The organism is Haloarcula laminariae (assembly GCF_025457605.1).
In the GTDB taxonomy this organism is placed as follows: domain Archaea; phylum Halobacteriota; class Halobacteria; order Halobacteriales; family Haloarculaceae; genus Haloarcula; species Haloarcula laminariae.
Window position 1 is genome coordinate 1379403 of record NZ_JAMZFY010000001.1, and the last position, 26167, is coordinate 1405569.

The following is a 26167-nucleotide window of genomic DNA, read 5'->3' on the forward strand; positions in this document are numbered from 1 at the left end:
CCACCTTGTACGGCGGTAGCACCTACTTATTGTGTTTCTCGGCCCCGGTTCGACCAAGTCTTATCGAACCCCTTCAGATTGCACGCGACCGCTTTACCCAGCCGATACGCGTGATGGTCTCGGCCCCGAGTTGCCCCAGGAGGCCGGCGGCCTCGACGTCGTGGTCCGCGAACGCGTCGACGACCACGTCGCCGGCGCTGAGGACGCCGTGTTTGCCGATGGGGACGTACAGCCCGGACTGGAGGTCGCCGCGGTGGTGGTCGTCCTCGGTCATCTCGTGGTCCGCGTGCAGTTCGGGCTCGCCCGTCCGGAACGTCCGCGCCGCGGGGGTCTCCTCGTCCACGTAGTAGTCCGGGCGGTCACCCGCTCGCTCCAGACACTCCTCGGTCGCCACGACCGTCTGCAACACCTGTTCGTTACTGTCGACCAACCGGACAGTGGTGTTGACCAGCCCGAGGATGTTCTTGGCGGCGTCAGCGAGAATCTCGGCGACGTCCTCCCTCGAACTCACCGAGCGGAGCTCCTGACTGGTCTGGCGGAGCACCTGTATGCGCTGTTCCCGCCGTTTCACCTCGGTGATGTCCCGGACAGTACCGTACAGGAAGAGCGTGTCGTCCGCGGAACGGCGCGACTCGCACCGGATACGGATTGCTCGCTCAGTCGTGCCCGCGCCCGTGAGGGAGACGTCGGTCGTGAACCCCTCGGACCGGTCGACCGCATCGAGGAACTGTTCCAGGACCGCTGTCTCGCCGTCATCCGTGTACCGCGCGGCGAGGTCGGCGAACGATGGCGTCTCGGTCGGGTCGATGCCGTGGATCTCCTTTGCCTGCTGGCTCCACCACGTTCGGTCGTTCGCCACGTCGTGAAACCATATCCCCACGCCGGTGAGTTGTTGAAAGCTCGACAGCAGTTCCTCACAGCGCGTTTCGCTCAGCGACTGGACCGGCTCTCCGTCCCGCGGGGGAGCATTGTTCATGAGTATGGCAACCTATACCGCGAACACCGTCTAAAAGCTTTCGTGTAGGGGGAGGCCGCTGTTCGGGACCAGTCTGCGAGACTGCTGCCGCCGGGTGCGAGTGAGACGGTACGGTATCGACCGCTACGTCTCAACCGACGATTCCACCACCTAAACCGTGAAATTAGCCCGGTTTAGGGGTGGGATGCCGGCCGTTATCCGAGGCGAGATTATTGTTAGGAACAGTACCATTCTGGCCGACAAGGCGTTCGTGGTACCAGTCCCGACCGACCAGCGGCGACCGAAACCGAACGGCCGGCGTTTGCATTATGCGAACGCTGGGCCTGTGTTGATTATAAACAACCATGAGCCCAATATCTCTCTATAGCCGGTATCAGAAGGCGCGGTTACGGGGAGAGCGCGGGTCGAGACTGAAAAACTATAACCGCGTCTAACGGACCTTCACCGGGTTGGGAAGCCGAAAAGCCACTTGTGTGGTCCGAAGCCGCGTGGCGCTCCTCGCGAGCCATCGTCCACGTTGACCTGGTCGAACGACACCGGAAAGCCGTGCGGGGCCGCCGCCGCGAAACGAGTGGTGGGTGCGTGGTCCACCACTACCGGAGTTCCATCCGTCACCCGAGTTCACAGTACACATGAACGAGTTAACTGAGCTCGCAGCTGTTCGACCGATGCGGTTGCGCCGCCGCAGACCCCTTGTTGACGGCTACCGTGGCCGTTGTCAGCATAATTCTCTCTATGTCGCACGTGAACAGGGGGCGAACGAGTGACCGCTATCGTCGAGGTTATCGATAGGCGTTGCCGACGAAGGCGCCGGGTACAGATGGTTTGCTGGGGCGGTCGACCACTCTGTCCGCGGTACTACGATGCCACTCAGAACGTGACCCGCCTCCGCGTCGAACGATACATTGTCTAGGGTAGTGTCGCGTGCAGTCTAATTACAGAAGTATGTGTGTAATATCGAGCGCTAATCGGGGACGACCGTTGAAAAGTGAATTATTATTCATCTCATAATGTGAATTTTCGTCCCCGCTGTCGCTATATGCGACTTAGAGCGGCTATGCGGGCGATATGCTATATGAGGTGCTTCGTAGGCACACGGGAACAGTCACATTATGCGAATACGGTGGCGATGGGACGGCCCAGCGTCAGCTTGCCGACCGCTCGAACAGTGCCACCAGTTGACGGGGGGTTCCGCATGAACGAATGTCGACAATTGGCGCGGTATCGACCGAGATGTGTTCTAACCGCTGTCGTGTGTGAGATGTTACGGTCACCACCCACCAAAAAGTATAAATACTATATTCGATGATTACATGACGGACGTATCCAACATGACTGAAGATGCAGAACAAGTAGACGAGTCCAGGCGAAACTATCTCAAAGCGGTCGGAGCGGCCGGCGTCGCTGCCGGAATCGCGGGGTGTTCCGGCTCCACCAACTCGGAATACGCCCCTATCGGCAACTACCCGCCGCAAGGGGACAGCGTTTCGATCGGATTCAACGGGCCGACTTCGGGCGCACTGGGCCCTGACGGGCAGGACCAGGAGAAGGGGTTCGACCTCGCAGTCAAGCACCTCAACAGCGGGGGCGGCCTCGTCGACCACTGGGACCGGTTGAGCGGCGACGGCATCATGGGCTCACAGGTCGAGCCGACACGGGCCGACACTGCAGGCAGCGCCGACACCGCACAGGACAACATCGAACGGATGATACAGCGGGACAACATCCAGTTCTGGACGGGTGGCATGTCCAGTACGGTGACGATGGCCATGCAAGACGTCGCTCAGCGCGAGAAAGTGCCGTTCATGGGCGGGAACTCCACGTCGGCCGGTATCTCCGGGGAGAACTGCTCGCGGTACTACTTCCACCCCACGTTCCACGCGGAGATCATCGGCATGGCGATGGGGGAAGCCGCTCCCTCCGTGCTCGGCGAGGACCGGGACCTGTTCCACATCTACATGGACTACTCGTACGGCCAGTCGAACCGGGATGCCGCCCGTCAGTACCTCACCGAAGATGGGCCGTGGACGGATGCGGGCGGAGCCGCCATCGCGGAAGGTGAGACAGACCACAGCTCCCAGATTCAGGCCCTCGAAGACTCCGGCGCCGATACGCTGTACTTCTCCAGCTTCGGTAACTTCGCGGCCAGTGGCCTCGCACAGATGCGTGACGCCGGCCTCACGGACGACCTCGACGTCATCATCCCGCACGTCAGTGCGTTCACCCTCGACCCGCTCGGTGCGGACGCGGAGGGCGTCCTCGGGATGGAGCCGTGGAACCCCAACGCCGACAACGAGGCCAGTCAGGTGTTCGTCGAGTCCTACCAGGAAGAGTACGACGAGACGCCCAACCAGAGCTCGCTGCACACCTACGAGTCGATGATGGTGTACGCTGCCGCCGTCGAAGAAGCCGAGACGTTCCATCCGCCGACGGTGGTCAGAACGCTCGAGGAGTTCGAGTGGAACCTCGCGTGGGGCGAGTCGGCGTTCCGCGAGGCCGACCACCAGGTCGAGCGGCCGTGGTACCTCGTTCAGGGTGTCGGGGACGACCGCGCTGAGGAACTCGGTATCCGAACGGAGATCGTCGAGACGACCGACCCGCTCATCTACGGGTCCGATTCGTACCCGGCCTCCGAATGCGCGATGGGCGAGAACGAGTACGGGGACGAGTAAGTGCCTCGGACCGAGGTCCACAGCCGCAGCTAACCTCCGAGAATGCATACGCGACCGGCGGGACGCGGAGACTCCACCCCCGTCGAGCCGAGACTATGCGTCGGCGCCGTGTTTCGTCGTCGAGACACCCGATTCAACGAACTCACCGAAAACATCCGATTTCCAAGACCAATGTCAACAGCCTCAACCGCACAGATCACGCAAAGTCAAACTGCGATACGCAGGTGGCAGCGATGAGCATCGACGGCATCGTCGGCTTCATATTTATCGCCCTGAGCGTCGCGTCGCTGTATCTGCTCGTCGCGGTGGGATTGTCCATCGTGTTCGGCTCGCTCAAATACGTCAACATGGCACACGGTGTGCTGTATCTGCTGGGCGCGTACGTCGGCCTCCTCATCGCGTCCCAGGAACAGTACGGCGGGCTCCTGAGTGACGCCGGACAGGTCGGTCTCGGCTGGGGGTTCGTCCCGGCCCTGATACTGACACCGATTATCATCATGGGGGTCGGTATCGTCATGGAGCGGTTCATCGCGAAACCGTTCTACGAACGCGACCTGCTCGAACAGCTGTTGGTGACGTTCGGTATCCTGATCGCCGCCCAGGAGCTCGTCGCCATCGTCTTCGGCCGAACGGGGACGATTTACCCCCGGCCTGCGTGGCTCACGGGCGCGGTCTCGCTGCCCGTCGTCGGCACACCGCCGGGCATGAGCGCCGCATCGACGATACGCGTGCTGGTCGTCGGGCTGACGCTCCTGCTGGTCGGCGCTATCTTCGCGTTCTACAAGTACACCGACTACGGCCTCGCGGTGCGTGCGGGCACCGAGGACTCGGAGATGGCACAGATGCTGGGGATCCGCGTCGGCCGCCCCTTCCTGCTGATATTCGCGCTGGGGGCCGCCTACGCGGGGCTCGCCGGCGTCCTCGGCGGGTCGCTGTTCAACGTCACCACCGGTATCGGGATGGAGATAATCATCCCGTCGCTGGTCATCGTCATCATGGGCGGCGTCGGCAGCATCAGAGGAACGGTCATCGGGGCACTGCTGGCGGGGTTCGTCTTCGCGGCGGCCACTGAACTGGTCCCGAGCATGACCCGTGCGAGCATCTACCTGCTGGCTATCGTGGTACTGACCCTCAGACCGAGCGGTATCTTCCCCTCGGCGGAGATAGGCCAATGAGTACTGACACGATCAGCGACATCCTTGACACCGAAGCGCCGTTGCTTAGCTGGGAGACGTGGGACCAGGTCAAACACACCGAGCGGTTCGTCGCGCTGGCAGCGGCGGTGTTTGCCCTCTCGTTCTCGTATCTCTTCGGCCGGGCCCCGGTTATCTCGGGTATCTTCCGCGGGTATCACGGCCTCGCAATCACGATACTCATCTGGTCCATCTTCGCGCTGGGGTTCAACCTCCTGTTGGGCCAGACCGGGCTCCTCTCCTTCGGTCACGCGATGTTCTTCGGGACGGCGAGCTACGCCGCGGCGCTGTTCTCGATACACGTCCACGCCGACCCCCTCGCCATCATCCTGGTGGGCGTGTTGGCCGCGGTCGCGCTCGGCGCCCTCTCGGCGCTGATTTTGCTCCGTCTGCACACCGTCTACTTCTCTATCGTCGCACTCGCTATCGCGCAGTTCCTCTTCTTCCTCGCCCGGGAGCCGCTGGTCGAGATAACGAAGGGTATCAACGGCCTCGACGTGGCCCGCATCCCGGTCTTGGGGCTCTTCGAACTCGACCACCGGTACCGCGGTGTCCTCGGGATGGTCATCGTGGACAACCTGTACCTCTTCATCGGCGTCTTCTTCGTCGCCGTCGTCGTGTTCATCACACGCGTCCGAAAATCGCCCTACGGGCTGATTTTCAAGGCCATACGCGAAAACGAGACGCGGGCATCGTTCGTCGGACTCAACGTCTGGCGCTACAAGTTCGCGGCGTTCATCCTCTCGGCGGCGATTGTCGGCCTCGCCGGGAGCCTGATGGCCGTCAACACGCAGTTCGCCGGCGTCGAACGGCTCTACTGGCAGGTCAGCGGTGACATCGTCGTGATGGCCGTCCTCGGCGGGCTGGGGACGATTGCCGGCCCGATTATCGGGACCTTCGTCTTCTACTACTTCAAGGGCATCGTCAACGGGTTCCCCATGCTGGGGGACTACTGGCTGCTCCTGTTGGCGCTGTCTTTCACCGCTGTCGTGTGGGTCTACCCCGACGGTATCTGGGGTATGGTCACGGACTTCACGAGCGCGCTCCGTGAGCCTGAGGAACTCGTGGCGGACACGAAGCAACGTCTCAGAGACCTCGCGCCGGGAGGTGACGGATAATGGCACTGCTCGAAACACAGGGACTACGAAAGGAATTCGGCGGCCTCACGGCCCTCGACGGCGTGGATATCGCCGTCGAAGAGGGAGAGCTGGTGTCGCTCATCGGTCCCAACGGGGCCGGTAAGTCGACGCTCATCAACACCATCACGGGGCGGCTGACGCCGACAGACGGCGAAATCTACTACGGCGGCACCGACCTCATCGGAATGGCGCCGTTCGAAATCGCCCAACTCGGCGTCGGACGGTCGTTCCAGACGGCGTCGATTCTGCCGGAACTGACCGTCCGCGAGAACATCCAGGTCGCGTCGTTCGCGACGGAACACGGCTCGTTCTCGGTCAACTTCCTCCGCCGGCGTGACTCCTTCGACGCGGTGCAGAAACGAACGGACGACATCCTTCGGACGATCGAACTCGAATCGAAGGCCGACATGGACGCCAAGTCACTGCCGTACGGTGACAAGCGACGGCTCGAAGTCGCCATCGCGCTCGCGACCGACCCGGACCTCCTGTTCATGGACGAACCCACGGCCGGGATGTCCCCCACGGAGACCGAGATGACGGTCGATCTCATCGACGACCTCCTCTCGGATTGGGGCATGACGATATTCCTCGTCGAACACGACATGGACATCGTCTTCGATATCTCCGACCGCATCTTCACGCTCCATCAGGGCGAACTGATTGCGAAAGGGACACCGGCGGAGATACGGGACCATCCGGCCGTTCGAGAGGCCTACCTCGGAGGTGACGAGGCGTGAGCCTGCTTCGACTGGAGGACGTCCACTCCCATTACGGCCCGAGTCACATCCTCCGGGGCGTCTCGCTCACCATCGAGGAAGGCGAAATCGTCACGCTCCTCGGACGGAACGGCGCCGGCAAGACGACGACGGTCCGGAGCATCGCCGGCACCGAACCGCCCGAGGTCCGGTCCGGCACGATACAGTTCGACGGGACGGACATCACGGACTGGCCGGCCGACGACGTCGCGATGGGCGGCATCGGCGTCGTGCCCGAGGGGCGTCGCCTGTTCGCCGAACTGACCGTCGAAGAGAACCTCCAGATGTCAAAAATCACGCGCGGGTGGTGGAACACCATCCGGCGGGGTGGTCTGGGCGGCGGCGAGAGCACGATGTCGATCGACGAACTCTACGAGCTGTTCCCGCGACTCGACGAGCGGCGCGGCCAGGAAGCCGGCACGCTCTCAGGTGGCGAACAGCAGATGCTGTCGATCGCCCGGACGCTCCGCTTGCCGAGTCTCGAACTCCTCTTACTGGACGAGCCGACGGAGGGACTCGCGCCCCAGATAGTCAAAGCGGTCGGGGACGCCATCGACGAAATCGCCGACCAAGGGCTAACCGTGTTGCTCATCGAGCAGAACGTCCGCGAGGCGCTGCGCATCGCGGACCGCGGCTACGTCCTCGACCAGGGCGACATCGTCTACGAGGGGACTGTCGACGAGCTCGAAGAGAAGGACCTGGACGAGTACCTCGTCGTCTAAGCGTTCGGCGTCGGTCGACGCCTCTCGCGCCGGCCACCATATCGGAGAGCGGGCCCGGGAACACCCGGAAACTCGTACTGCCTGTCGACACCATTATTATCTCAACGCCGATACTGATAGGAGATGCCAATGCACAGCAGGCGACGGTTCCTCGCCGCGGTCTCGGCGTCCGGACTCTCAGTCGCCGCGGGGTGTCTGAGTTCTGACTCCGAACCGGACAGCCACCCGATTTCCGAACCGATCAGCTCCTGGCCCACGTTCCACGGGAGCCGATACAACACCGGCTACACGGGCGGTGCCGATATGGCCGATTCGAAACCGTCGACGAAGTGGACCTACGACGCCGACGGAGCGTTCTGGGGCAGTCCAATCATCGCGGACGGGCGCGTGTACATCGGCAGCGCGGACAACGCCGTCTACGCGCTCGACGCCGAGACGGGCAGCGAGGAGTGGTCGTTCTCGGCCGAACACAGAATCGAGGCGACGCCGGCCTACAGCGACGGGACAGTCTACGTCGGGTCCTACGACAAGAGCTTGTACGCTATCGACGCGGCGACCGGCGAGGAGCAGTGGTCGCGGACGTTCGACGGGCTGATTCGGGGCAGCGCGACCGTCTGGGACGGCGATGTGTTCGTCGGTGTCGGGTGCCACAACCTCGCGTGTGCCTGGTACGCCAACGAGAGTGACGTGTCGGAGAGCGGGTGGCTGTACTCGCTCGACGCCGAGTCCGGCGAGACGAACTGGACACACGAGGTCGGTAACGAAGTGGTGAGTTCCCCCGCGGTCACCGACGAGACCGTGTACGTCGGCGCGTCGGACGGCCAGCTGTACGCACTGGACCCGACAGAGGGCGACGTCGACTGGAGTTACGAGACGGAGGACATGATATGGTCCAGTCCCGCCGTCGCATACGGAAGCGTCTACATTACCGACTGGAACGGGAACGTCCACGCAGTCGACGCGGACGCGGGCGAACAGGAGTGGTTGGCCGACACCGCCGGGCAGTACATCTCGGGCTCCGTCGCCGTCGACGAGGAGGCCGTCTACGTCGGCCACACACCGTACAACACGCTCGACGACCCGACGACGAACTACGCGAAGATATTCCGATTCGACCAGGAGACCGGCGAGGAGGCCTGGAGCTTCGAGACCCCGTCGTCCGAAATCGGCAGCAGCCCGGTCGTGACCGACGACCACCTCTACGTCGGGAGCCACCGACAGACCGACGGCGGTGACGTCGGCCTCCACGCCCTCACGACCGACGGCGAGGAGGCGTGGTTCATGGAAATCGGCGGCAGGGGCGTCGGGTCCAGTCCGGCACTCGTCGACGGCGTCCTCTACTTCGGCGGGACTGACGGGACGGTGTACGCCCTCGAATAGCGCCCGAACCGGGCAAAAACGGGGCCGGTCGAAACAGTCAGTCGGCTTACTCGCTCGGAACCTCGCCCGGCGGGAAAATCTCCGCTCCGTCGACCTCCCGTATCTCGGCTTCCGGCCCGGGCGGGCTGTACACCGCCAGGAACCGAAGCGGCTCCCAGGACGTGTTCATGGTACTGTGTTCGACGCCTTTGGGGATGTAGACCATCTCGCCCGCACTGACCGTGCGCGTCTCGTCCCCGATTGTCTGTTCGCCCTCCCCGCCGAGGATGTAGAGTATCTCGTCGCTGTCCGGATGGGTGTGGCGCTCGTGGCCCTTGCCGGGTTTGAGCAACACGACTCCGGAGCTGAACTCCTCGCACCCCGTGACATCGGGCGCGTTCATCCACTTCAGCGTCCCCCAGTCTAGCTGGATCGTCTCGACGTCGTCTGGCTGGACAAAGTAGTCGCTTGTCGGCATAGCGTATGATATCGAACAGGAACGGATATTAAATATTGTGGTCGGTTCGACAGCCGACGCCAGCGGCCGAGCCACACGTGACACCGCCCACCGAGCCCGAATTCCGACGAGCGAATATCATCTGTGAGATTGGTGGATGAGGACTTTTGTATCGGTGTGTGAAATGGACACGTGTGTCCAGTATCGAGTCAGACAGAGCGCAGACTCCGGAGCGACCGGACGACGCCGAAATCGGCACGTGGGAGTACACTCCCCCCTCGGGGACATTTCGGTGGAGCGCCGAGGCGAACCGCATACACGGGCCCGAAACGGGGCAGACGGGGCCGCTCTCGGACGTTCTCGGGCAGTTCGACAGCGAAACACTGTCGCTACTCCGGGAGGATATCGAGCGCGCGGCGAACGCCGGCGAACCGTTCACCCGGGAGATACGGCTGGCCGACGACCAGCAGGCCACGCTTCGCCTGCACGGCGCACCCGTCCGCGAGGAGGGTGACATCGTCGCCGTCCGGGGCATCGCACAGGACAGCACCGAGCTGTCCATGCTCCGTCAGCGCGTCGAGGTGCTCCGCGATGCGAGCCAGCAACTCATGGGCGCCGAGTCGCCGGAGACCGTCGCCCAGATAATGGCCGACGCGTCGAAGAACATTCTCGGATACGTAAACACGACCATCCGACTGCTCGACGAGGAGGAGGGGATGCTTCGCACGACCATCTCCACGGAGGAGTGTGTCTCCAAAGCCGGCGAGCGGCCGGACTATCCCGTCGACGAGGCGACCCCCGCGGCACGGACGTTCCGGACGGGCGAATCCGAATTACAGCAGGATCACGAGGCCACACAGGACGGCCGTGACAGGGGAGAGCTGATGTCCGGGCTCTACGTCCCCATCGGTGACCAAGGGGTGCTGAGTGCGGGCGACACGGCAATCAGCGCCTTCGACGACGGCGACTTGGAGGCCGCGGAACTGCTCGGGCAACTCGGCTCGGAAGCGCTGACCCGTATCGAGTCCCAGCGCGAACTCCAGGAGCACAACGAACAGTTGACCGGGTTCATCCAGGAAATGACCGCAAGCATCGAAGAGGTGACCACGACGACCAACACCGTCGAGACGCTCGCGGCCGAGGCCGTCGAGAAGGCCAACGAGGGCGACGACGCTATCGATTCCGTCGCAGACGAGGTCGACGAAATCGAGTCACAGGTCGAGGCGGCCGCCGCCGACATCGAACAGCTCAACGAAGTCGTCACCGAAATCGACGAGATAGTCAATCTCATCCACGAAATCGCGGACCAGACCAACATCCTCGCGCTCAACGCCAATATCGAAGCTGCGAGGGCCGGCGAAGCGGGCGCGGGCTTTGCCGTCGTCGCCGATGAGGTCAAAGCCCTGGCCGAGCGAACCCAGGAGGCGACCGACGAAATCGAGTCGCTCATTCAGCGCGTCGAGCAACAGACGGCGCAGACGACCGAGAGCATCCGTGCGTCGACCGGCTACGTCGCCGACGGTCGTGCGTCAGCGCACACGTCCAGCGAGTTACTCAACGAAGTGGTGACGGCTATCGGGGAAACGAAAGACGGCGTCGCCGAGATTCACCAAGCGATGGAGGAACAGTCCGACTCCATAGAGCGGATATCCGCCACTCTCGACGAGTAACGAACAGCACGTCTCCAGTGAAATCGGCCGGCAGAGGGGCCGCAAAACTGGCTACAGACAGGTGCATATCGAAAACTTATCCAGTTCAAAAACTATCTGTGACTCTGATATTATCGATATCTATTCTCTCTCGAAGCGCCGTCCACAGTTGGGCTCCGAAGGTCGACTTACAGCCAGTCGGCGACAAAAATACGAATCCGGAAGCGGCTGTCGTACGAGGATTCCAAGCGACGGATGGCAGCTCTGACGGTACGGTGCTGTGAAAGGAGCCGAGTAGCAATTTTATCTGAGTTTTTCATAATATCTACAGCCCTATTGCCGAGAAACACTCAAAAATAGCAAATAAGCCGATTATAATTACGCTTTCTCTCGCATATTATGCGAAATGTCTCCAGGCTACACTTCGACGGGCAGGGCTCCGATTTCAGACAGAAATCGGAACGTTCTCGAATGTATGTCTTGAGACATAAATATAGAAATATAGACTAGCAAACCATTTCGAATCTGTCTAACCGAACACAGCTGAACGTCGTTTCCGACTTTCGCTCGCTGGTACGATACTCTAAGCTCGTGATGGAACTCAACCCCGGCGAGAACCCCCTCCCGAACTGTCACCGACCTCGTCGAGACGGGGCCCTCCGGGTGTCTGGTTGTCGGAGGGTTCCTTGGTGGGTCGCTTCTCTCGCGGCTTCTGTGGAAGCGTTTCGGTGGAGAACGGCCATCAGTCCGTGGAACCGGGTTGGTCTCTTGTCGGCTATCCTCTCGCCCATGACCGAGCCCGTCCAACAAAACCAGCAACCGGTGGGGTTTCAATAGAGCTACCTGGGAGCATCACCGGCAGATAATTTCAACAGAGCCGTCTGTAAGCGAACGTTACTGGAAACTATGGACGGCCTATGCGATTTGGCGGCCGTATACTAAACCACGGTGACCGTCTCAGTTCACTACATGCTCTCAGCATCCACGTCCCGAAATCGTCGTGTCGACACGGGTGGTTACACATGAGCGACGAGTGGGACGACGTGAGTTACGTCATCAGCTCCCAGTACCGCGTGGCAACCCTCGAGCGCTTGCAAACCGGTCCGGCGACGCCATCGCTCATCGCAACCGACACCGACCTGAGTATCGCACACGTCTCACGGGCGCTCCAGGAACTCCAGGAAGCGGAGCTGGTCACGCTATTGGTCTCCGAGGAGCGGCGCAAGGGGCGCGTGTATGGGGCAACTGAGCAAGGGACGGCTGTAATGGAGACGATTCACGCCCAAAACATGGCCTGACCTGAGCGGCTTGCAGCTACAGTAGCGAAACATTGTAGGCCGCTCCGATTTCCGCCTTCGCTACGTCTCTGTGCATCCGTCCGGTCGATGAGCCACTGCAGAAGTGCAGGCGGCCTCCCCGTGATTTAACTATCTCTGTCAGATTATTACTGGTAATCAGTATGGTTGGTGACGACGAGCGGGGAGATTCGGGTGCTGGCGATATCGAACGTCTCGTGAACGGTGCGATGGGCCAATCCGTTACGCCCTCACGCTTCCACGAGGCTAGCAACGTCGGGTTCTTCCGTCGACTCCTGGGAACTAAACCCGTCGAAGGTAAGTTCGTGCGGCACGTCGTGTCCGCTATGAGCCGACGAACTCCAGAGGAACAAGCGATTCTCGACGAGATGGCCGAGTTTCGGGACGAGGAGTGGGTCGCCGAACACGAGGAGCTGATTCTGACCCAGGCGCGGCTCGTCGGTGAACTCTGAACCGTCCATCGCCCCGTAACGTACTCGTCTAATTGGGGGATTGTTCGACGGAATATTATCTATCGTACGTTCTGACTTTAGTGGAAAGATACCCCTACTCACGTCCCAATCGTTATTGGGTATCTTACTCATATCCATTATAATGAATACCACATCTCAAGGTTCCGTTCGGGTTCTTCACGTTGACGACGACTCCGACTTCGCTGATATGACTGCGACTTTCCTCGAACGGGAGGATGACCAGTTCGCTGTCGAAACAGCCACGAGTGCGAGTGCCGGAAAGAAGCGGCTCGAACAGACCCAGTACGACTGTGTCGTGTCGGATTACGATATGCCGGGCCAGAACGGGATTGAGTTCCTCAGGTCCATCCGAGAGCAGTATCCCGAGTTACCGTTCATTCTATTCACCGGGAAGGGTTCAGAGGAAGTCGCCAGCGATGCCATCTCGGCCGGCGTGACGGACTATCTCCAGAAAGAAGGCAGTACCGACCAGTACGCGGTGCTCGCGAACCGTATCACGAACGCTGTCGAACACCACCGGGCAAAGAAACACGTCGAGCAAAGCGAGCGACGGCTGCGAGAGGTCGTCGATTCGCTCCCCCATCTGCTCTACATACTCGACGAACAGGGGAACTACCTCCTCGTGAACGAAGCGCTCGCGACCTTTCACGGTTCTACGATCGAGGACATCGAAGGGTCGAATATCTCGGACGTGCTCAACCCGTCCGCCGCTACGCAGTTCAGTCAATATATCCAGGATGTGCTTGAAACCGGGACGACCAAGCGGGCTCCGGAGCTCGAAGTGTCCGACCCGGACGGCGAGACACACGTCTTCGAGCCGCGATTGCAGCCGTACGAGTTTGGCGACGGCAACGGCCGCACTGTGCTCGGTATCGCCGCGGATGTCACCGAGCGCAAGACACGCGAACGCGCACTCGAACGTACCCGCGAGCGGATGCAAATCGCGCTCGAACACACGGAGTCGATAATCTTCGAAATCGATTGTGACACCGACGAGGTCGTCCGACACGGTGCCTATGACGAGTTCTTCGACCAGTCGGCGGACGAGGTACTGACGTGGGAAGACCACCTCGTGGAAGCAGTCCATCCCGCTGACCGCGACCAGTTCCAGGACTTCTACCAGCAGCTGGTCGACGGCGAGAGAGATAGCGGCCAAATAGAGTATCGGACGACACCCGAGAAGGGGGACGTGCGTTGGATTCGGGATACGGTCTCTGTCAGGACTGACTCCGGGGACGAATCACGCCACGTACTCGGTATCGCCCGTGAAATCACCGAGTACAAAGACCGTGAGCAAGAACTGCAGCGGAAGGAACGGCGGTACCAGGCTATATTTGACGACCCGCATATCCTCGTCGGCATGATCGACACGGACGGCACGGTGCTCGAAATCAACGACACTGCGATGGCGTACGTCGACGCAACAGAGAGCGATGTGGCGGGTAAGCCGTTCTGGGAGACACCGTGGTTCAATCACTCGCCGAGAGTCCGAGCGGAGGTAAAAGAGTGGATCGAGCGGGCGGCAAATGGCGAATACGTGGAGTTCGAGGCCGACCTCGTCAAGCCAGACGGTGAGCAATATACGGTCGAAGGGGTCTTCAGGCCGGTTCGCGATAGCGATGGCGACGTCGTCTCGCTCATCATCTCGGACCGCGAGATTACAGAGCAGAAAGCGTACAAGCGTCAACTGGAACAGACGAACGCCCTCTTGTCGACGCTATTCGATACGCTTCCCGTCGGCGTGCTCGCCGAAGACGAGGGGCGCGACGTTGTCGCTATCAACGAACAGATGGTCGACCTGTTTGACCTGCCGGGTTCACCCGACGAAGTTCGTGGCACTGACTGTGCGCAACTGGCGGCGGATGTCAGTGGCATGTTCGCCGACCCCGAGTCGTTCGTTTCCCGGATTGAGGACGTGGTTGCCAAGCAGGAACCGGTGTATAACGAGGAACTAGCGCTCGCTGACGAGCGGACGTACGCACGGAGTTACCACCCGCTCGCACTCTCGAACGGTGACGGAAATCTGTGGGTGTATCGCGATATCACCACGAGAAAGACGCGCGAGACGCGCCTTGCAACCCTCAACGAAACGACGCCGGAACTGATGGCTGCGGAGACGCGTACTGAGGTCGCTGAGATAGGCGTTACAGCGGCTGGCGACGTACTGGGACTAGCGTCGAATACGATTTACCTGTACGATGAGCAGGAGGGACTCGTCCCGGTCGTGCAAGCCGACGCCGAGCACGATTTTGTCGGCGAGATACCGACGGGAGAAGACAGTATCGCGTGGCGTGTCTACGAACGAGGGGAAGCGAGTGTTATCGAGGATGTCCGCGACAATCCCGACATATCCACTCCGGACTCCACGGTACGGAGCGTTCTCGTTCTCCCGCTCGGCAAAGAGGGTATCCTGATCGCTGCCTCACCGACGGCGGCGACCTTTGATGACGAGGACCTCGTTCTCGGGGAGATTCTGGCCAGCAACATCGAAGCGGCACTCGAACAGGTCAAGCGGACTGAGGAGATACGCACTCGCGAGGCGGAACTGACGCGTCAGAACGAACGCCTAGAGGAGTTCGCTAGTATCGTCTCACACGACCTGCGGAACCCGCTTCAGGTGGCCGAGGGACGGCTGGAACTATTACAGGAGGACTGCGAAACCGAACACGTCGCCGCCATCGAACGTGCGCTCGCCCGGATGGATGCGTTGATAGAGGACATCCTGACGTTAGCTCGCGAGGGGGACACAGTGAGTGAGCTGGAAGATGTCAACCTCAGGGAAGTCTGCGGGGCGTGCTGGCAACACGTCGAAACCGCCGAGGCGACACTCGATATTAGGACCGACAAGACGATACGGGCCGACCGAAGCCGTCTCCAACAGCTGATAGAGAACCTCGTTCGTAATGCCGTCGAACACGGGGGCGGCGATATCACAGTGACGGTTGGAGACCTCGATACCGGCTTCTACGTCGCCGATGACGGCCGGGGGATTCCGGCGAACGAACGTGAGTCCGTGTTCGCTGCAGGATACTCGACCGAAGATAATGGCACGGGCTTCGGACTGAGCATCGTCAAGGAGGTCGCTGACGCTCATGGGTGGAATATCACGCTCACGGAAAGCGAGGCCGGTGGGGCACGCTTCGAAATCACCGAAATCGAACGCACCTGATGGACGATAGCGTCATGGAACCGCTCACAGGGTGATTGGTTTCGAGGGGGAGAGCGTGATTTCACACTCGGCCCAGATATACTGAAAGGCGACTCTGGTGACGGCATTTTCAAATGCATTATCGCCTGAAACAGCCGCTGAGTTTCCGTACAAATCGACTGCTACAGTCCTGCCAGTTTCAGATTTCAGAGTTACGTGTAGGCGACCAATCGCTCCTCTGTCGGAACGAGCAGGTTGTTGTCGGCAACTACTGGGGGATAGACGCGCTCGCCGGTCGGGAAGGTAATCCGGTCACGCTCCGCCCCGGTGGCGACGTCGAGCCGCAGGAGTGCGTCCGGCAGATCCTCGCTCCCCTCACGCCGAGCGTACCGGATCGTCAAGATATCGTCACCGACCACGATCGGCCGCGAGTAGCCATGGAACTCGACTGGCGTGGGTTCTGGTCCGACATCCCACAGCAATTCGCCGGTTTCGAGATCGCGGGCCTGCAATCGCCGGGGATAGTCGCTATACACCTCCAGCATGTAAATGACCGCCTCCGACGTAACGGCGCCAACCTCGAATCCGGGGCGGGCATACTGTGTGCCGTCGTCGCCCTCTCCCTCTTCCAGGAAGTATTCGCTCCGGACACTCCATTCGAGCGATCCATCTGCGAGCGACAACGCCCTGAGCTCACCTGGGAATTGCCTCGAAATGATCAAGCCGTCGACGAGGGCGGCTGTGTCTCCACCGACATCTGAGCGCCACTGTCGGTCACCCGAGGCAGGGTCAAGTGCGAGGACGCCGTGGTCGCGCGTCGGGACGATAAGTCGGCCGTCGGCGACCGCGATATCTTGGGGCCGTCCTCCATGGACGGCACGCCAGCATTCGACGCCAGTACGGGCGTCAAGCGCAGTGATGGCAAAGTGAGTGTCGTCGCGTGTCCGATTTGGGGAATGGTCGACGGTGAGCAACCGGCCGCCAGCAAGCGTTTGCGGGACATGTGAGGAGAGAGAGTCAGTCCACAGCGCCGCACCGTCGCCGAGCGAGCGAACAGCGAACCGGGCGGATGAATTAGGGATCTTTCCCTCAACGAACGCCATTCCACTCGCAGCGAACACCTGTCCGTACTCGGCGTCCTCAGCGGTGTGACGCCAGATCACTCGACCGCCGTCGTTCGAGATTCCGAGAAGAACGCTCTGTGGGGCGGCCACCACGAGTGCGGCCACAACGCCGTCAGCGACGACGAGCGGCTTCAGCCTGTGTATATCACCGACTGGCCATTCCCGTTCCCATGTCTGGCCGAGTGGCCAGTCCGGTCCAGCGCGAGCCGGAGCATGGCCCGTATTTGCTCTATCGTGTCGGCCGAACGGCCAATCCGTCGGATTCGTGGCGAGTGTGGATGGAGCACAGTCGCGACCTGCAAGCCAATCGGGAACGTTAGAGGCGGAGCGAACACCCGCAACATAGCCACCGACCCCAGTCGCGGCGCCGCCAATGGCCGCAAGCACTTGGCGTCGGGAGGCGGAGGGCAAGTCGACCATGTGGACATTTTCAAAGAGTCCGACAAATAATTACTGGACCAAGAGACCACCCACAGTGAATCCGTGCAGATCGGTGCTTTCGAGCGTGAGTTGCTGACGATTCGCTTCGTATCTTGCAAGCTGTTTCTGACAAGAGTCAGGTGGGGTTGTGAACTGCTTCGGTATGTGAGTCCACTGTATTGAGTTCAACCGGGTCGGATTTTGTCAGCTGATTAGGAGTCCTACGGAGCCGCTTCTTTCCTCTATTTGACTTTCACTCTGTGGCAATGTCATTTATCCCTCGACTGCTCGGGATTTCGAGCCTTCTGTGCGCGTATTCAGCGCAACTGGTGCAGGACGCCCATCACTCTCCTTGGAGAGACGCCTCAGCGATAGTCGCGAGTGGAGAGATTTGGATCTGTGGAGCGTGCCACCTGAGCGAGCTATGAAGCTCGGTATTCAGATGTATGTGGGAGTATCATCACCTCTGAACACAATCTCCACTCTTGATAAGTTTGGCATCTAGCGGTCTCGAAACCCGTCGACTATAGGATACCGAAAGCGATCGACGGCCAGCTGGCGGTGAAGCTCCGAACCGGATTGCACTGGACGAGAGTGTGATTCGCATCACTGGTCAGCAGTACTGGCTGTATACCGGCTACGATTCTGCCACGAACAAAATTCTCCGTTAACAACTGTCTTCGACTATTACAACCGCTCTTACTGAATTCCTTCTCAAAGAATTCCGGCAACAATCCGATGTCGAAACCGCCGTGTTTCGCGTCGATGGTACCAATATCTCCAAGCTGTACTGCAACGGGCAGGGCTCTGATTTCAGGCAGAAAACCACGGAAACCGGAGCGCTGTGAAACACATATTTAGAGAGGTAGAACGACGAAATTCTTTGTTTTCGAACTGTTTTAGTCACGTCGGACTGACCACAGCTGAAGATTGGTTCCAGAATCTTGCTCGCTGGGACAATACTCTACACTACGCACGACCAATCTGCTGAAGTGAACATTCGCCCATTAGTAGATGGCTATTCAGATAGATACACCTCAGAATTCACCTACACACTGGCCCAAGTAAGGTACTGCAGGGGGCGATTTCACACAGATTGCGCTACTTCTCGGAATGGCCCAGAGCTGGTACTGGCGAACGTGATAAGACGAGGACAGACTGCAAGTAGGTGACTACCCTTGTTCGTCCACGGAGTCGTTTCTTTGGTCGGTATGTAGTTCTGCGTTGTCCGACGGTCGATACCCGACCCGCTCACGGGCGCTCTGGATAGTGAACCATCGTCGGTCGTTGTCGCTAATCCCGTAGAAAATGCCGTATCTGACCTCGTCATCTCGGAGACAACACCCGACCAGATGTGCGAAATCACATCGTGACTGCCACGTGGCTTTCGTCCGCATGACTAACTGCTGGTACTCGTGGCTGTCCCGTGTGATGTCACCTGCCGCAACCCGTCTCTCGGCCGGACCGCAGGGGCTATCGTACCCATGTGGCAACACTGTACCGATCCTGAGCGTGTAGAATCGACGGGGCCAGTCGTCGGACTCCACGTAGTACCGGCCGAGGTCCTCACCGAACGATTTCGTCGCTCCGTAGACCGAATCGGGCCTGACGGGGTCGTTTGCGTCGATCGTGAGCGGAAAATCAGGACGATAGATCTCCGGTTTGAGCGTTTCCTCGTACATCCCCTGCACGTGATTCGTCGACCCAAAAACAAACGATTCGACTGTGGCGTCCCGTGCCGCCTCAAGCACGTTGTACATTCCGAGAATATTCGGCCCGAAGACGTCCTCCCAATCGCCGTCGGTATTTGCATAGGCGGCGAGGTGGACGACCGCGTCCATGTCGTCGAACGCGGGTCGAATCGCCCCGTAGTCGGTGATATCGGCGACATATGTGTCATGTTGGCCGTATCGGTGGTCTGGTGGCCGATCTGACCGGTTCAAGTAGGTAAAGTCGTACTCCGACTGGTCCCCGAGATGATCGATAATCGCGGTGCCACACTGCCCGTAGGCACCAGTAACGAGGACATTCATATCGATATTAACGGTTCTGGTCGCAAATAAACTTCTGATATGACGAGGTGTCTGTGCGCTAGCGTTCGCAGCATCCCGGTACGTATCAGTTGCGGCGACGAGAGCACGTGAGAAGTCCGTTCAGGTAGGCGACTGCGTGCGCACGCGAACGGTGGCCCCACTCTGTATCTCCCGTAACTGTCGGAACGTGGTCGGGAACCATCACGCCGTCAAACCCGACATCCTGGAGCGTCTCGATAGCGGCTAGCGCGTCGAAGTTGCTCCGGTCGTCGTCGACGAAGGTCTCGGTGAAACTCGGCCAGGTCCCGATGACATCGCGGAAATGGACGAAGATGATGTCGCCAGACTCGCCAAAGTACTCGATTACCTCTGTAACGTCCGTGTCCGGCATTTCGGAAAAACACCCGAGGCAGAGCTTGAGGCCGTGGTTGTCGCTGGGAACCATCTCCATCGCCCGCTTGAACGCCTCGAAGTTCCGGAACAGGCGCGGAATCCCGCCCAACTGCTCGACTGTCGGCGGGTCAGCAGGGTGTAGTGCCAGCTCGACCCCGGCTTCCTCCGCGACGGGCACCACCGCTTCGAGGAACCGCTCGTAGTTGTCCCAGAGTTCCCCTTCCTCGTACTCCGTCTCGACCTCAGCGGCCTGTTCGTACGGCTCGTCGATGTCATCGATATCGAATCCTCGCCCCCGCGCGCCCCCACGGAGCTGGACCGTCTGAGACGTACGCATCGGGACCACACCACGTGGGTTCCACTGGTAGCCGAGAATCGGGATATCGGCTTCCCCCATGTTGCGGATGAGCCGTTTGATACTCTCCAGTTGTCGGTCCTGTCCCTCCTTACCAAGCATAATTTTGCCGTAGATATTGTAGCTGAGCGACTGTATCCCCATCAGCCGGAGCCCGGCGTCTTCGACCCGCCGGCGGGCTTGCACGAGGTCCGAGACGGAGGGAACGACGCCCTCGTCTATCGTAACCGTCTCTTCGGAGTCACTTCCCTCGTCGGCAAATACATCGCCGCGGGGGTCTCGGTGGTCGAGGAAGATATCTTCGACACCTATCTGTCGACAAAACGCCAGTCGGTCGTCCGAGATGGTTCTGGTCCGCAACCCCGTTCGCAACGGAAGCGTGTCCGAATTCCTCGTTGTGTGTTCGCTCATGTGTCTCAGTGCTTTGGTCAGAGTCTTATGTGTTTGCGTTCGACGTAGCGGTCACTCGACCAACCGGCTGATTTCGTCGTCGAGCTGGTTGTAGAGTTCCGTTGCGTGCTGTACTTCCGTCTCGGTTAGCGGCCGTATCGGCTCACGGACCGCACCGCCGTGCATACCCGCGAGCTCGAGTCCCTGCTTCACCGCTGGGATGCTGATACCACCGGCGATTGTGCTGTCCTGTCCGGGTTTGTCCCTGAATTGCTGGTAGGGGAGACAGATGTCTCTGAGCTCACGCGCTCTGCTCCAGTTCTCGTTCGAAAGTGCCTCGTGTAGTGCCAGTCCGACCTCGGGGCGGAAGTTGCTCACTCCCGCCGAGAAGCCCTCGATACCCTCTGGCCAGTAAGCGACTGCGTACGGTTCCGCGAGCCCGTTGACCCAGACGACATCGCTCGCCCCCCTACGCGATGCGGTGCCGAGTTTGACCGGGTCTTCGAGCGCGTACTTGATACCCGCGACACTATCGAGATATGACAGCTTGGTCAAGAACTCAACCGACGGATCGAAACCACGGACGTACGGAACTATCGGCGTGTCCGTCACTGACGCGAGGCGTTCATAGTAATCTAAGACGCCCTGTTCGTGGAGATACGTATGGTCGGGCGGCATTATCATCATCGCGTCGATACCGATTCGGTCGTAACTCCGAATGAGTTCCTGAGCGCATTCGGTGCTCCCACCGACGCCGGCGAGTACACAGGCGTCAGACGGCAACGCCTCGATACTCGTTTCGGCCACATCGATACGTTCTGATTGGGATAGCGCGTGATATTCACTGATATTTGCGGCGGCCAGGAACGTTTGGACTCCCTTCTCGTAGTGGGCTCGGGTGTTCTCCGCTATCTTCCAGTGTTCTATCTCTCCGTTGTGATCAAAGGGTGTCAAAAGACCGACGGCGACGTCTCGCAACCGCTGTTTGACGGCGTTCTCCCCTAATGGCATTAATAAGTTCTTACTTCTATAATTATATAAGTCTAACCAACACGCTGTATCTTCGGTCCCGGAACATGAGTGACGGGCTTAGTAGCTGCGATAGACGGTCTTCGTAGAAGTGAAGAAGTCGAGGCCGGCGTCACCCTGCTCGCGATACGTGTTGGTCGAGGAATTCTTGTAGCCGCCGAAGGGCGCATGTAATTCGAGACCGGTCGTCTTCTCGTTGACTTTCGCCACTCCGGATTCGACGCGGTCGAGGAATCTCTCGGCCTCGGAGTGGCTGTCAGTGACGATGCTCGCGGAGAGCCCGTACTCGACGTCGTTGGCCAATGTGACCGCGTCGTCGAAGCTGCTCGCTTTGATGACCGACAGTACCGGGCCGAAAATCTCCTCTTGAGCGATTCGCATGCCGGAGTTCACGTCAGCGAAGACAGTCGGTGCAACGAAGAACCCGTCAGCTAAATCCCCCTCTGCCAGTCTGGACCCGCCAGTCACTAACGTCGCTCCTTCCTCCGTCCCGATGTTGACGTATTGTAGCGTCGACTCCAGTTCGTTTGCGGAGACGTGTGGCCCCATATCGGGGTCGTCGAGGCCGGGCCCGACGGTGAGGGACTCGGCGTGTTGGGCTATCTGCTCGACGAATTCGTCGTACAGGTCCTCGTGGACGATTGCCCGCGAGGTCGCGGTACAGGACTGTCCGGTCGTTCCGAACGCCCCGCTACCGACGATTTCGACTGCTCGGTCCAGATCGGCGCTCGGCATCACGACAGTGGGGTTTTTCCCACCCATCTCGGCCTGGATTCGTTTCCGTTCCCGTGCAGCGGTCCTGGCGATATCCGTCCCGACAGACGTGCTTCCGGTGAACGAAACGCCAGCAATGGCACTGTGTTCCACGAGCGGTGTCCCGACTTCGCTGCCAGCGCCCGTGACCATGTTCGCAACGCCGTCCGGGAGCCCTGCCTCTGCGAGGCATTCGAAAAGGATTCGCGTCGGTCCGGGCGCCTGAGAGGCGGGTTTGACGACCACTGTGTTCCCGGCAGCGAGTGCCGGTGCGAGCTTCCAGGCTGGGATCGCTATCGGGTAGTTCCACGGGGTAATCAGAGCGACGGTCCCGAGCGGCTCCCGTCTCGTCGACAGCGATGTGGACTGTCCGCTCGATGATTTACGAACACCACCCAGATCTCTGGCTTTCTGTGCGTAGTAGCTGAAGATGTCGACCGCTCGCTGCACCTCGCCGGTGGCTTCTGACCGCGTCTTGCCCTCTTCCCGGACGAGATTTCCGACCGCTTCGTCCGTTCTACTGTCGAGAATCTCCCCAGTGCGTTTCAGAATCCTTCCACGTTCGGGACCGGAAACGGTGGCCCACCTGTCCCGGGCGGCTGCCGCTGCCTCGATGGCCCTCTCTGCGTCGGACGCGGACGCGTCTTGATATCGTGCGACGACCTCGTCGGCATTAGCTGGATTGACAATATCGATAGTCGATGCTGTGTCGGCGGTGACCCACTCTCCGCCTACGTACATCTCGTAGGGGCTCGACATAGTGTACGTCTCTCACACACCGGGACACAAATGCTTTGGTGAAACACTCCAGTTGATGAATTCCGCCCCGGGAGCGGAGACAGCCTACGAATACATCGAGTTCACCTCGATGACGTTCGCCGCTTGCGCGACGGTTTCAGCGAGTTCGCTCTCGATTCGCTCGTTTGTCATCCGCTGGGACGGCCCGGAAATACTGAGGGCGCCGAAAACACCGGCTTCCGGATCGGTGACCGACATCCCAACACAGCGGACTCCGGGGATATTCTCCTCGTCGTCGATAGAGTACCCCTGTTCACGAGTCGTTTCGAGTTCGTCTAACAGCGCATCACGGTCCGTAATCGTGTGCTCGGTCCGCTGAGTGAGCTCGTGCTGTTCGAGAATCGTTTCGACCCGTTCCGCCGGAAGTTGGGCCAGAATCGCCTTCCCCAGCGATGTCGAGTGCATCGGCATCCGCTTCCCGACACGGGATGCGGTCTCGACGGCGTCGGCACCCTTCGATTTTGCAAGGTAGACGACCTGGCCGTTCTCTTCGGAACCAAAGTGGACGACCTCGCCGGACTGCTCGGCGAGCTTTCTGACCTGCTCACGGACGATCTCGCGTTTCGCAATGCGTCCTTTCACTGATTCAGCGATGTCGACGAACCGGAGACTCAGGTGGTACTGATGTCCGTCTTTCACGACGAACCCCTCGTCTTCGAGCGTCGCGAGGTGGCCGTGTACGGCACTTTTCGAGAAGTCCATCTCTTCGGCGATATCGGTGATGCCCGCCTCGCCCTTGGTACTTAGAATTTCGAGTATCCGGCAGGTCTTCTGAACCGCCCCAATTTTTCGGGGTGTGTTCGTTGTCATACATCAATTTGTGGCCCCGCCGTACTTATGCCTTGTTCTCTCATAGAAAAAGCCAGGATACGGGCTCTCAGACCCCTGGATATAACCGCTTGTACTCTCTTTACACGCTTTCGTCGCCTACGCGCTCTCGGTTTTCGGGACGGAACCTACGATATCGATAGTGAATCGACGCGCTTCTGGCTGCATCACATCGAGATACCTGTAGGTATCAGGATTCAATCTACGTTGCGGAAAATTTAGCCAGTAGTAACTCGGAGAGAGGTCGTCAGTAGCACCGTGGAAGTAATCATCCGATTTCCGCTTGTTCGATATGCTCAAATCATGGTAGCGTCTGCGATAGCGGCTCTGTATCTCCAAATAACGGCCGGAATAGAAAAATAGGTAGCTAATCGATTGGTTACACAGCGAGAAATTTACATGCGTACTCATGTTATTGCTTCGTCGACTGTTCGGAGCTCTCTGCGAATATAATTACAGTAGTACATATGTAATACCACCGCCACACGCGACTAATTACCGCTGCTAGTGGTGTGGATACGAACGTGAGCGAGTCCGATTTACTCATGGCGAATCGAGATACGTTCGTGGAGCAATATCTGTGACCTGGCTGCGGAATAATAGTCCCCGAACAGTAGTCCGAGCGTCTTCAAGCCTAAGCAGGTGGCAGATACTACCCGAATACACGGCAGAAACACCTTCTAGAGCGCGATTCGTTCATCGAGAACGGCTGTGTCGGTAGCGGCTCCCCATATATTTTTACGATAGAAGCGTTCAGTGAGGTGTATGGCCTTCGCCGACGATAGCTACCTCCTCGAGTCAGATACCGCTGTGGAACTTTACGATGGTATCCGTGAGCTCCCGATCGTGGACCCACACAGCCACGCCGACCTGGCGGAGATTGTGGCCAACGATGGGTGGACGGATATCTGGGAGGTCGAGGGCGCCACGGACCACTATGTCTGGTCAATGATGCGCAAGCGGGGCGTCCCCGAGCGGAAGATTACCGGCGACGCACCGAACAAGGAGAAGTGGCTCGCGCTGGCCGAGATATTCCCCGAAATCGCGGGCAACCCCGTCTACGAGTGGGTTCACCTCGATCTCCGTCGACAGTTCGGTATCGAGAAACCGGTCTCGTCTTCCACCGCCGAGGAAATCTGGACAGAGACGAAAGAACAGCTCACACGTCGGTCGATGCGGCCCCAGCAACTCCTTGCGGAGATGAACGTCGAAGTGCTGTGTACGACCGACGACCCGACCTCGACGCTTGAGTACCACGAACGGGCTGAGACGGAAGTCCCGGACATCGATACACGCCCAACGTGGCGCATCGACAGGGCTATTCACGTCGAAGACGCGTCCTGGGGCTCGTTCGTCGAAGAGCTCACGGAGGTGACGGGGACGGACACGTCGTCGCTCTCCGGGTTCTTAGACGCCCTGGCAGAGACACACGAGTACTTCCACGAGCACGGCTGTCGAGCGAGTGACCTCAGCGTGACCGAACCGGTTACCCGGCCGGTGAGTAGACGACGAGCGCGAACAGTCTACGAGCGCGCACTCGACGGGCACAACCTGTCACAGACGGAACGCCGGGACCTTCAGGCGTTTCTCGTAGAAGAGATCGGGAAGCTCAACGCCGAGAAGAACTGGGTCACCCAGTTCCATATCGGTCCCGTCCGGGATTACCGTGACTCGCTCGCAGAGACCGTCGGTGCCGATGCCGGCGGTGACGTCTCGACACAGACAATCGAACTGACGGGGACCCTCGAGTACTTCCTGAACCGGTTCGACGACGAGATGGAAATCGTCCTCTACACGGTGGACCCGACACATTATCCCTCGATTGCCACAATCACGCGGGCGTTCCCGAACGTCAGCGTCGGCCCAGCGTGGTGGTTCAACGACAGCCCACACGGGATGGAGGAGCAGTTCCGGTACGTCGGGAGCGTAGACCTACTGGCTAATCACGCCGGCATGGTCAGTGACTCGCGAAAGCTCATGTCGTTTGGCTCCCGGTTCGAGATGTTCAGGCGAACCCTCGCGAACACGCTCGGCTCGATGGTCGAGCGGGGCCAGATGCCGATGGAACACGCCACATCGCTGGTGGAGCATCTGTCGTACGACCGTCCGAAATCCCTCTACGGGTTTTAGCAGTCCCGATTTAACTGACCAGCTGACCAGACAAGCGATTTTGCGTTCCGTGTAG

At 59.9% G+C, this 26167-nt stretch carries 19 protein-coding genes and 1 pseudogene; 12 read left to right on the forward strand and 8 right to left on the reverse strand.

All coding sequences use genetic code 11. The annotated features are described in order from the left end of the window. Window positions 1-73: 73 nt before the first annotated feature. Window positions 74-976 (reverse strand): GAF domain-containing protein, encoded by a 903-nt coding sequence (locus tag NJQ98_RS07145; protein ID WP_262177408.1) that lies wholly within the window; start codon window positions 974-976, stop codon window positions 74-76. A 1331-nt stretch (window positions 977-2307) separates the two neighbouring features. On the opposite strand from NJQ98_RS07145, the gene NJQ98_RS07150 reads away from it, so the two are divergent. The 6 genes from NJQ98_RS07150 (at window position 2308) to NJQ98_RS07175 (ending at window position 8837) form a co-directional block, all read left to right on the forward strand. Next, on the forward strand, window positions 2308-3648 hold the full coding sequence (locus NJQ98_RS07150) for a substrate-binding protein (RefSeq protein WP_262177410.1): 1341 nt from the start codon (window positions 2308-2310) through the stop codon (window positions 3646-3648). 233 nt (window positions 3649-3881) lie between these two features. Then, window positions 3882-4823: a branched-chain amino acid ABC transporter permease gene (locus NJQ98_RS07155; RefSeq protein ID WP_262177412.1), complete on the forward strand. Its 942-nt coding sequence runs from the start codon at window positions 3882-3884 to the stop codon at window positions 4821-4823. Continuing rightward, a complete protein-coding gene (locus NJQ98_RS07160) occupies window positions 4820-5959 on the forward strand; it encodes a branched-chain amino acid ABC transporter permease (protein WP_262177414.1) in 1140 nt (379 codons plus the stop codon). The genes NJQ98_RS07155 and NJQ98_RS07160 overlap by 4 nt, the downstream gene beginning before the upstream one ends. Then, window positions 5959-6717: an ABC transporter ATP-binding protein gene (locus NJQ98_RS07165; protein WP_262177416.1), complete on the forward strand. Its 759-nt coding sequence runs from the start codon at window positions 5959-5961 to the stop codon at window positions 6715-6717. The genes NJQ98_RS07160 and NJQ98_RS07165 overlap by 1 nt, the downstream gene beginning before the upstream one ends. Further along, window positions 6714-7457, forward strand: coding sequence for an ABC transporter ATP-binding protein (locus tag NJQ98_RS07170; protein WP_262177418.1), 744 nt, complete (start codon window positions 6714-6716; stop codon window positions 7455-7457). The genes NJQ98_RS07165 and NJQ98_RS07170 overlap by 4 nt, the downstream gene beginning before the upstream one ends. A 123-nt stretch (window positions 7458-7580) precedes the next feature. After that, window positions 7581-8837 (forward strand): beta-alanine-activating enzyme beta-propeller domain-containing protein, encoded by a 1257-nt coding sequence (locus NJQ98_RS07175; protein WP_262177420.1) that lies wholly within the window; start codon window positions 7581-7583, stop codon window positions 8835-8837. A gap of 46 nt (window positions 8838-8883) precedes the next feature. Here the strand turns inward: NJQ98_RS07175 and NJQ98_RS07180 are convergent, their stop codons facing one another. Next, entirely contained in the window at window positions 8884-9294 is a 411-nt protein-coding gene (locus tag NJQ98_RS07180) for a cupin domain-containing protein (protein WP_262177421.1), read from the reverse strand. 173 nt (window positions 9295-9467) lie between these two features. On the opposite strand from NJQ98_RS07180, the gene NJQ98_RS07185 reads away from it, so the two are divergent. The 4 genes from NJQ98_RS07185 (at window position 9468) to NJQ98_RS07200 (ending at window position 15880) form a co-directional block, all read left to right on the forward strand. Further along, entirely contained in the window at window positions 9468-10943 is a 1476-nt protein-coding gene (locus NJQ98_RS07185) for a methyl-accepting chemotaxis protein (RefSeq protein WP_348533554.1), read from the forward strand. 1001 nt (window positions 10944-11944) lie between these two features. Beyond that, window positions 11945-12220: a winged helix-turn-helix domain-containing protein gene (locus NJQ98_RS07190; protein WP_262177422.1), complete on the forward strand. Its 276-nt coding sequence runs from the start codon at window positions 11945-11947 to the stop codon at window positions 12218-12220. A gap of 344 nt (window positions 12221-12564) precedes the next feature. Next, entirely contained in the window at window positions 12565-12690 is a 126-nt protein-coding gene (locus tag NJQ98_RS07195) for a hypothetical protein (RefSeq protein ID WP_262177423.1), read from the forward strand. Between the two features lie 142 nt (window positions 12691-12832). Continuing rightward, entirely contained in the window at window positions 12833-15880 is a 3048-nt protein-coding gene (locus NJQ98_RS07200) for a hybrid sensor histidine kinase/response regulator (RefSeq protein WP_262177425.1), read from the forward strand. 191 nt (window positions 15881-16071) lie between these two features. Here the strand turns inward: NJQ98_RS07200 and NJQ98_RS07205 are convergent, their stop codons facing one another. Beyond that, a complete protein-coding gene (locus tag NJQ98_RS07205) occupies window positions 16072-17088 on the reverse strand; it encodes an outer membrane protein assembly factor BamB family protein (RefSeq protein WP_262177426.1) in 1017 nt (338 codons plus the stop codon). Window positions 17089-17755: 667 nt separating this feature from the next. Between NJQ98_RS07205 and NJQ98_RS19140 the strand changes: the two are divergent. Beyond that, window positions 17756-18394, forward strand: a pseudogene (locus NJQ98_RS19140) (transposase domain-containing protein). A 181-nt stretch (window positions 18395-18575) separates the two neighbouring features. Here NJQ98_RS19140 and NJQ98_RS07210 read toward each other — a convergent pair. The 5 genes from NJQ98_RS07210 to NJQ98_RS07230 all read right to left on the reverse strand — a co-directional run bounded on the left by NJQ98_RS07210 (window position 18576) and on the right by NJQ98_RS07230 (window position 23964). After that, window positions 18576-19436: an NAD-dependent epimerase/dehydratase family protein gene (locus NJQ98_RS07210; RefSeq protein ID WP_262177428.1), complete on the reverse strand. Its 861-nt coding sequence runs from the start codon at window positions 19434-19436 to the stop codon at window positions 18576-18578. Between the two features lie 85 nt (window positions 19437-19521). Continuing rightward, the gene (locus NJQ98_RS07215) at window positions 19522-20595 is read right to left on the reverse strand and encodes a mannonate dehydratase (protein ID WP_262177429.1); all 1074 of its coding nucleotides are present in this window, start codon (window positions 20593-20595) and stop codon (window positions 19522-19524) included. 51 nt (window positions 20596-20646) lie between these two features. Then, on the reverse strand, window positions 20647-21585 hold the full coding sequence (locus NJQ98_RS07220; protein ID WP_262177430.1) for a dihydrodipicolinate synthase family protein: 939 nt from the start codon (window positions 21583-21585) through the stop codon (window positions 20647-20649). Between the two features lie 78 nt (window positions 21586-21663). After that, window positions 21664-23115, reverse strand: coding sequence for a 2,5-dioxovalerate dehydrogenase (gene xacF, locus NJQ98_RS07225; protein ID WP_262177432.1), 1452 nt, complete (start codon window positions 23113-23115; stop codon window positions 21664-21666). Between the two features lie 84 nt (window positions 23116-23199). After that, window positions 23200-23964: an IclR family transcriptional regulator gene (locus NJQ98_RS07230; protein WP_262177433.1), complete on the reverse strand. Its 765-nt coding sequence runs from the start codon at window positions 23962-23964 to the stop codon at window positions 23200-23202. A gap of 783 nt (window positions 23965-24747) precedes the next feature. Here NJQ98_RS07230 and uxaC point away from each other — a divergent pair. Beyond that, window positions 24748-26112 (forward strand): glucuronate isomerase, encoded by a 1365-nt coding sequence (gene uxaC, locus NJQ98_RS07235; protein ID WP_262177435.1) that lies wholly within the window; start codon window positions 24748-24750, stop codon window positions 26110-26112. Window positions 26113-26167 lie beyond the last annotated feature (55 nt).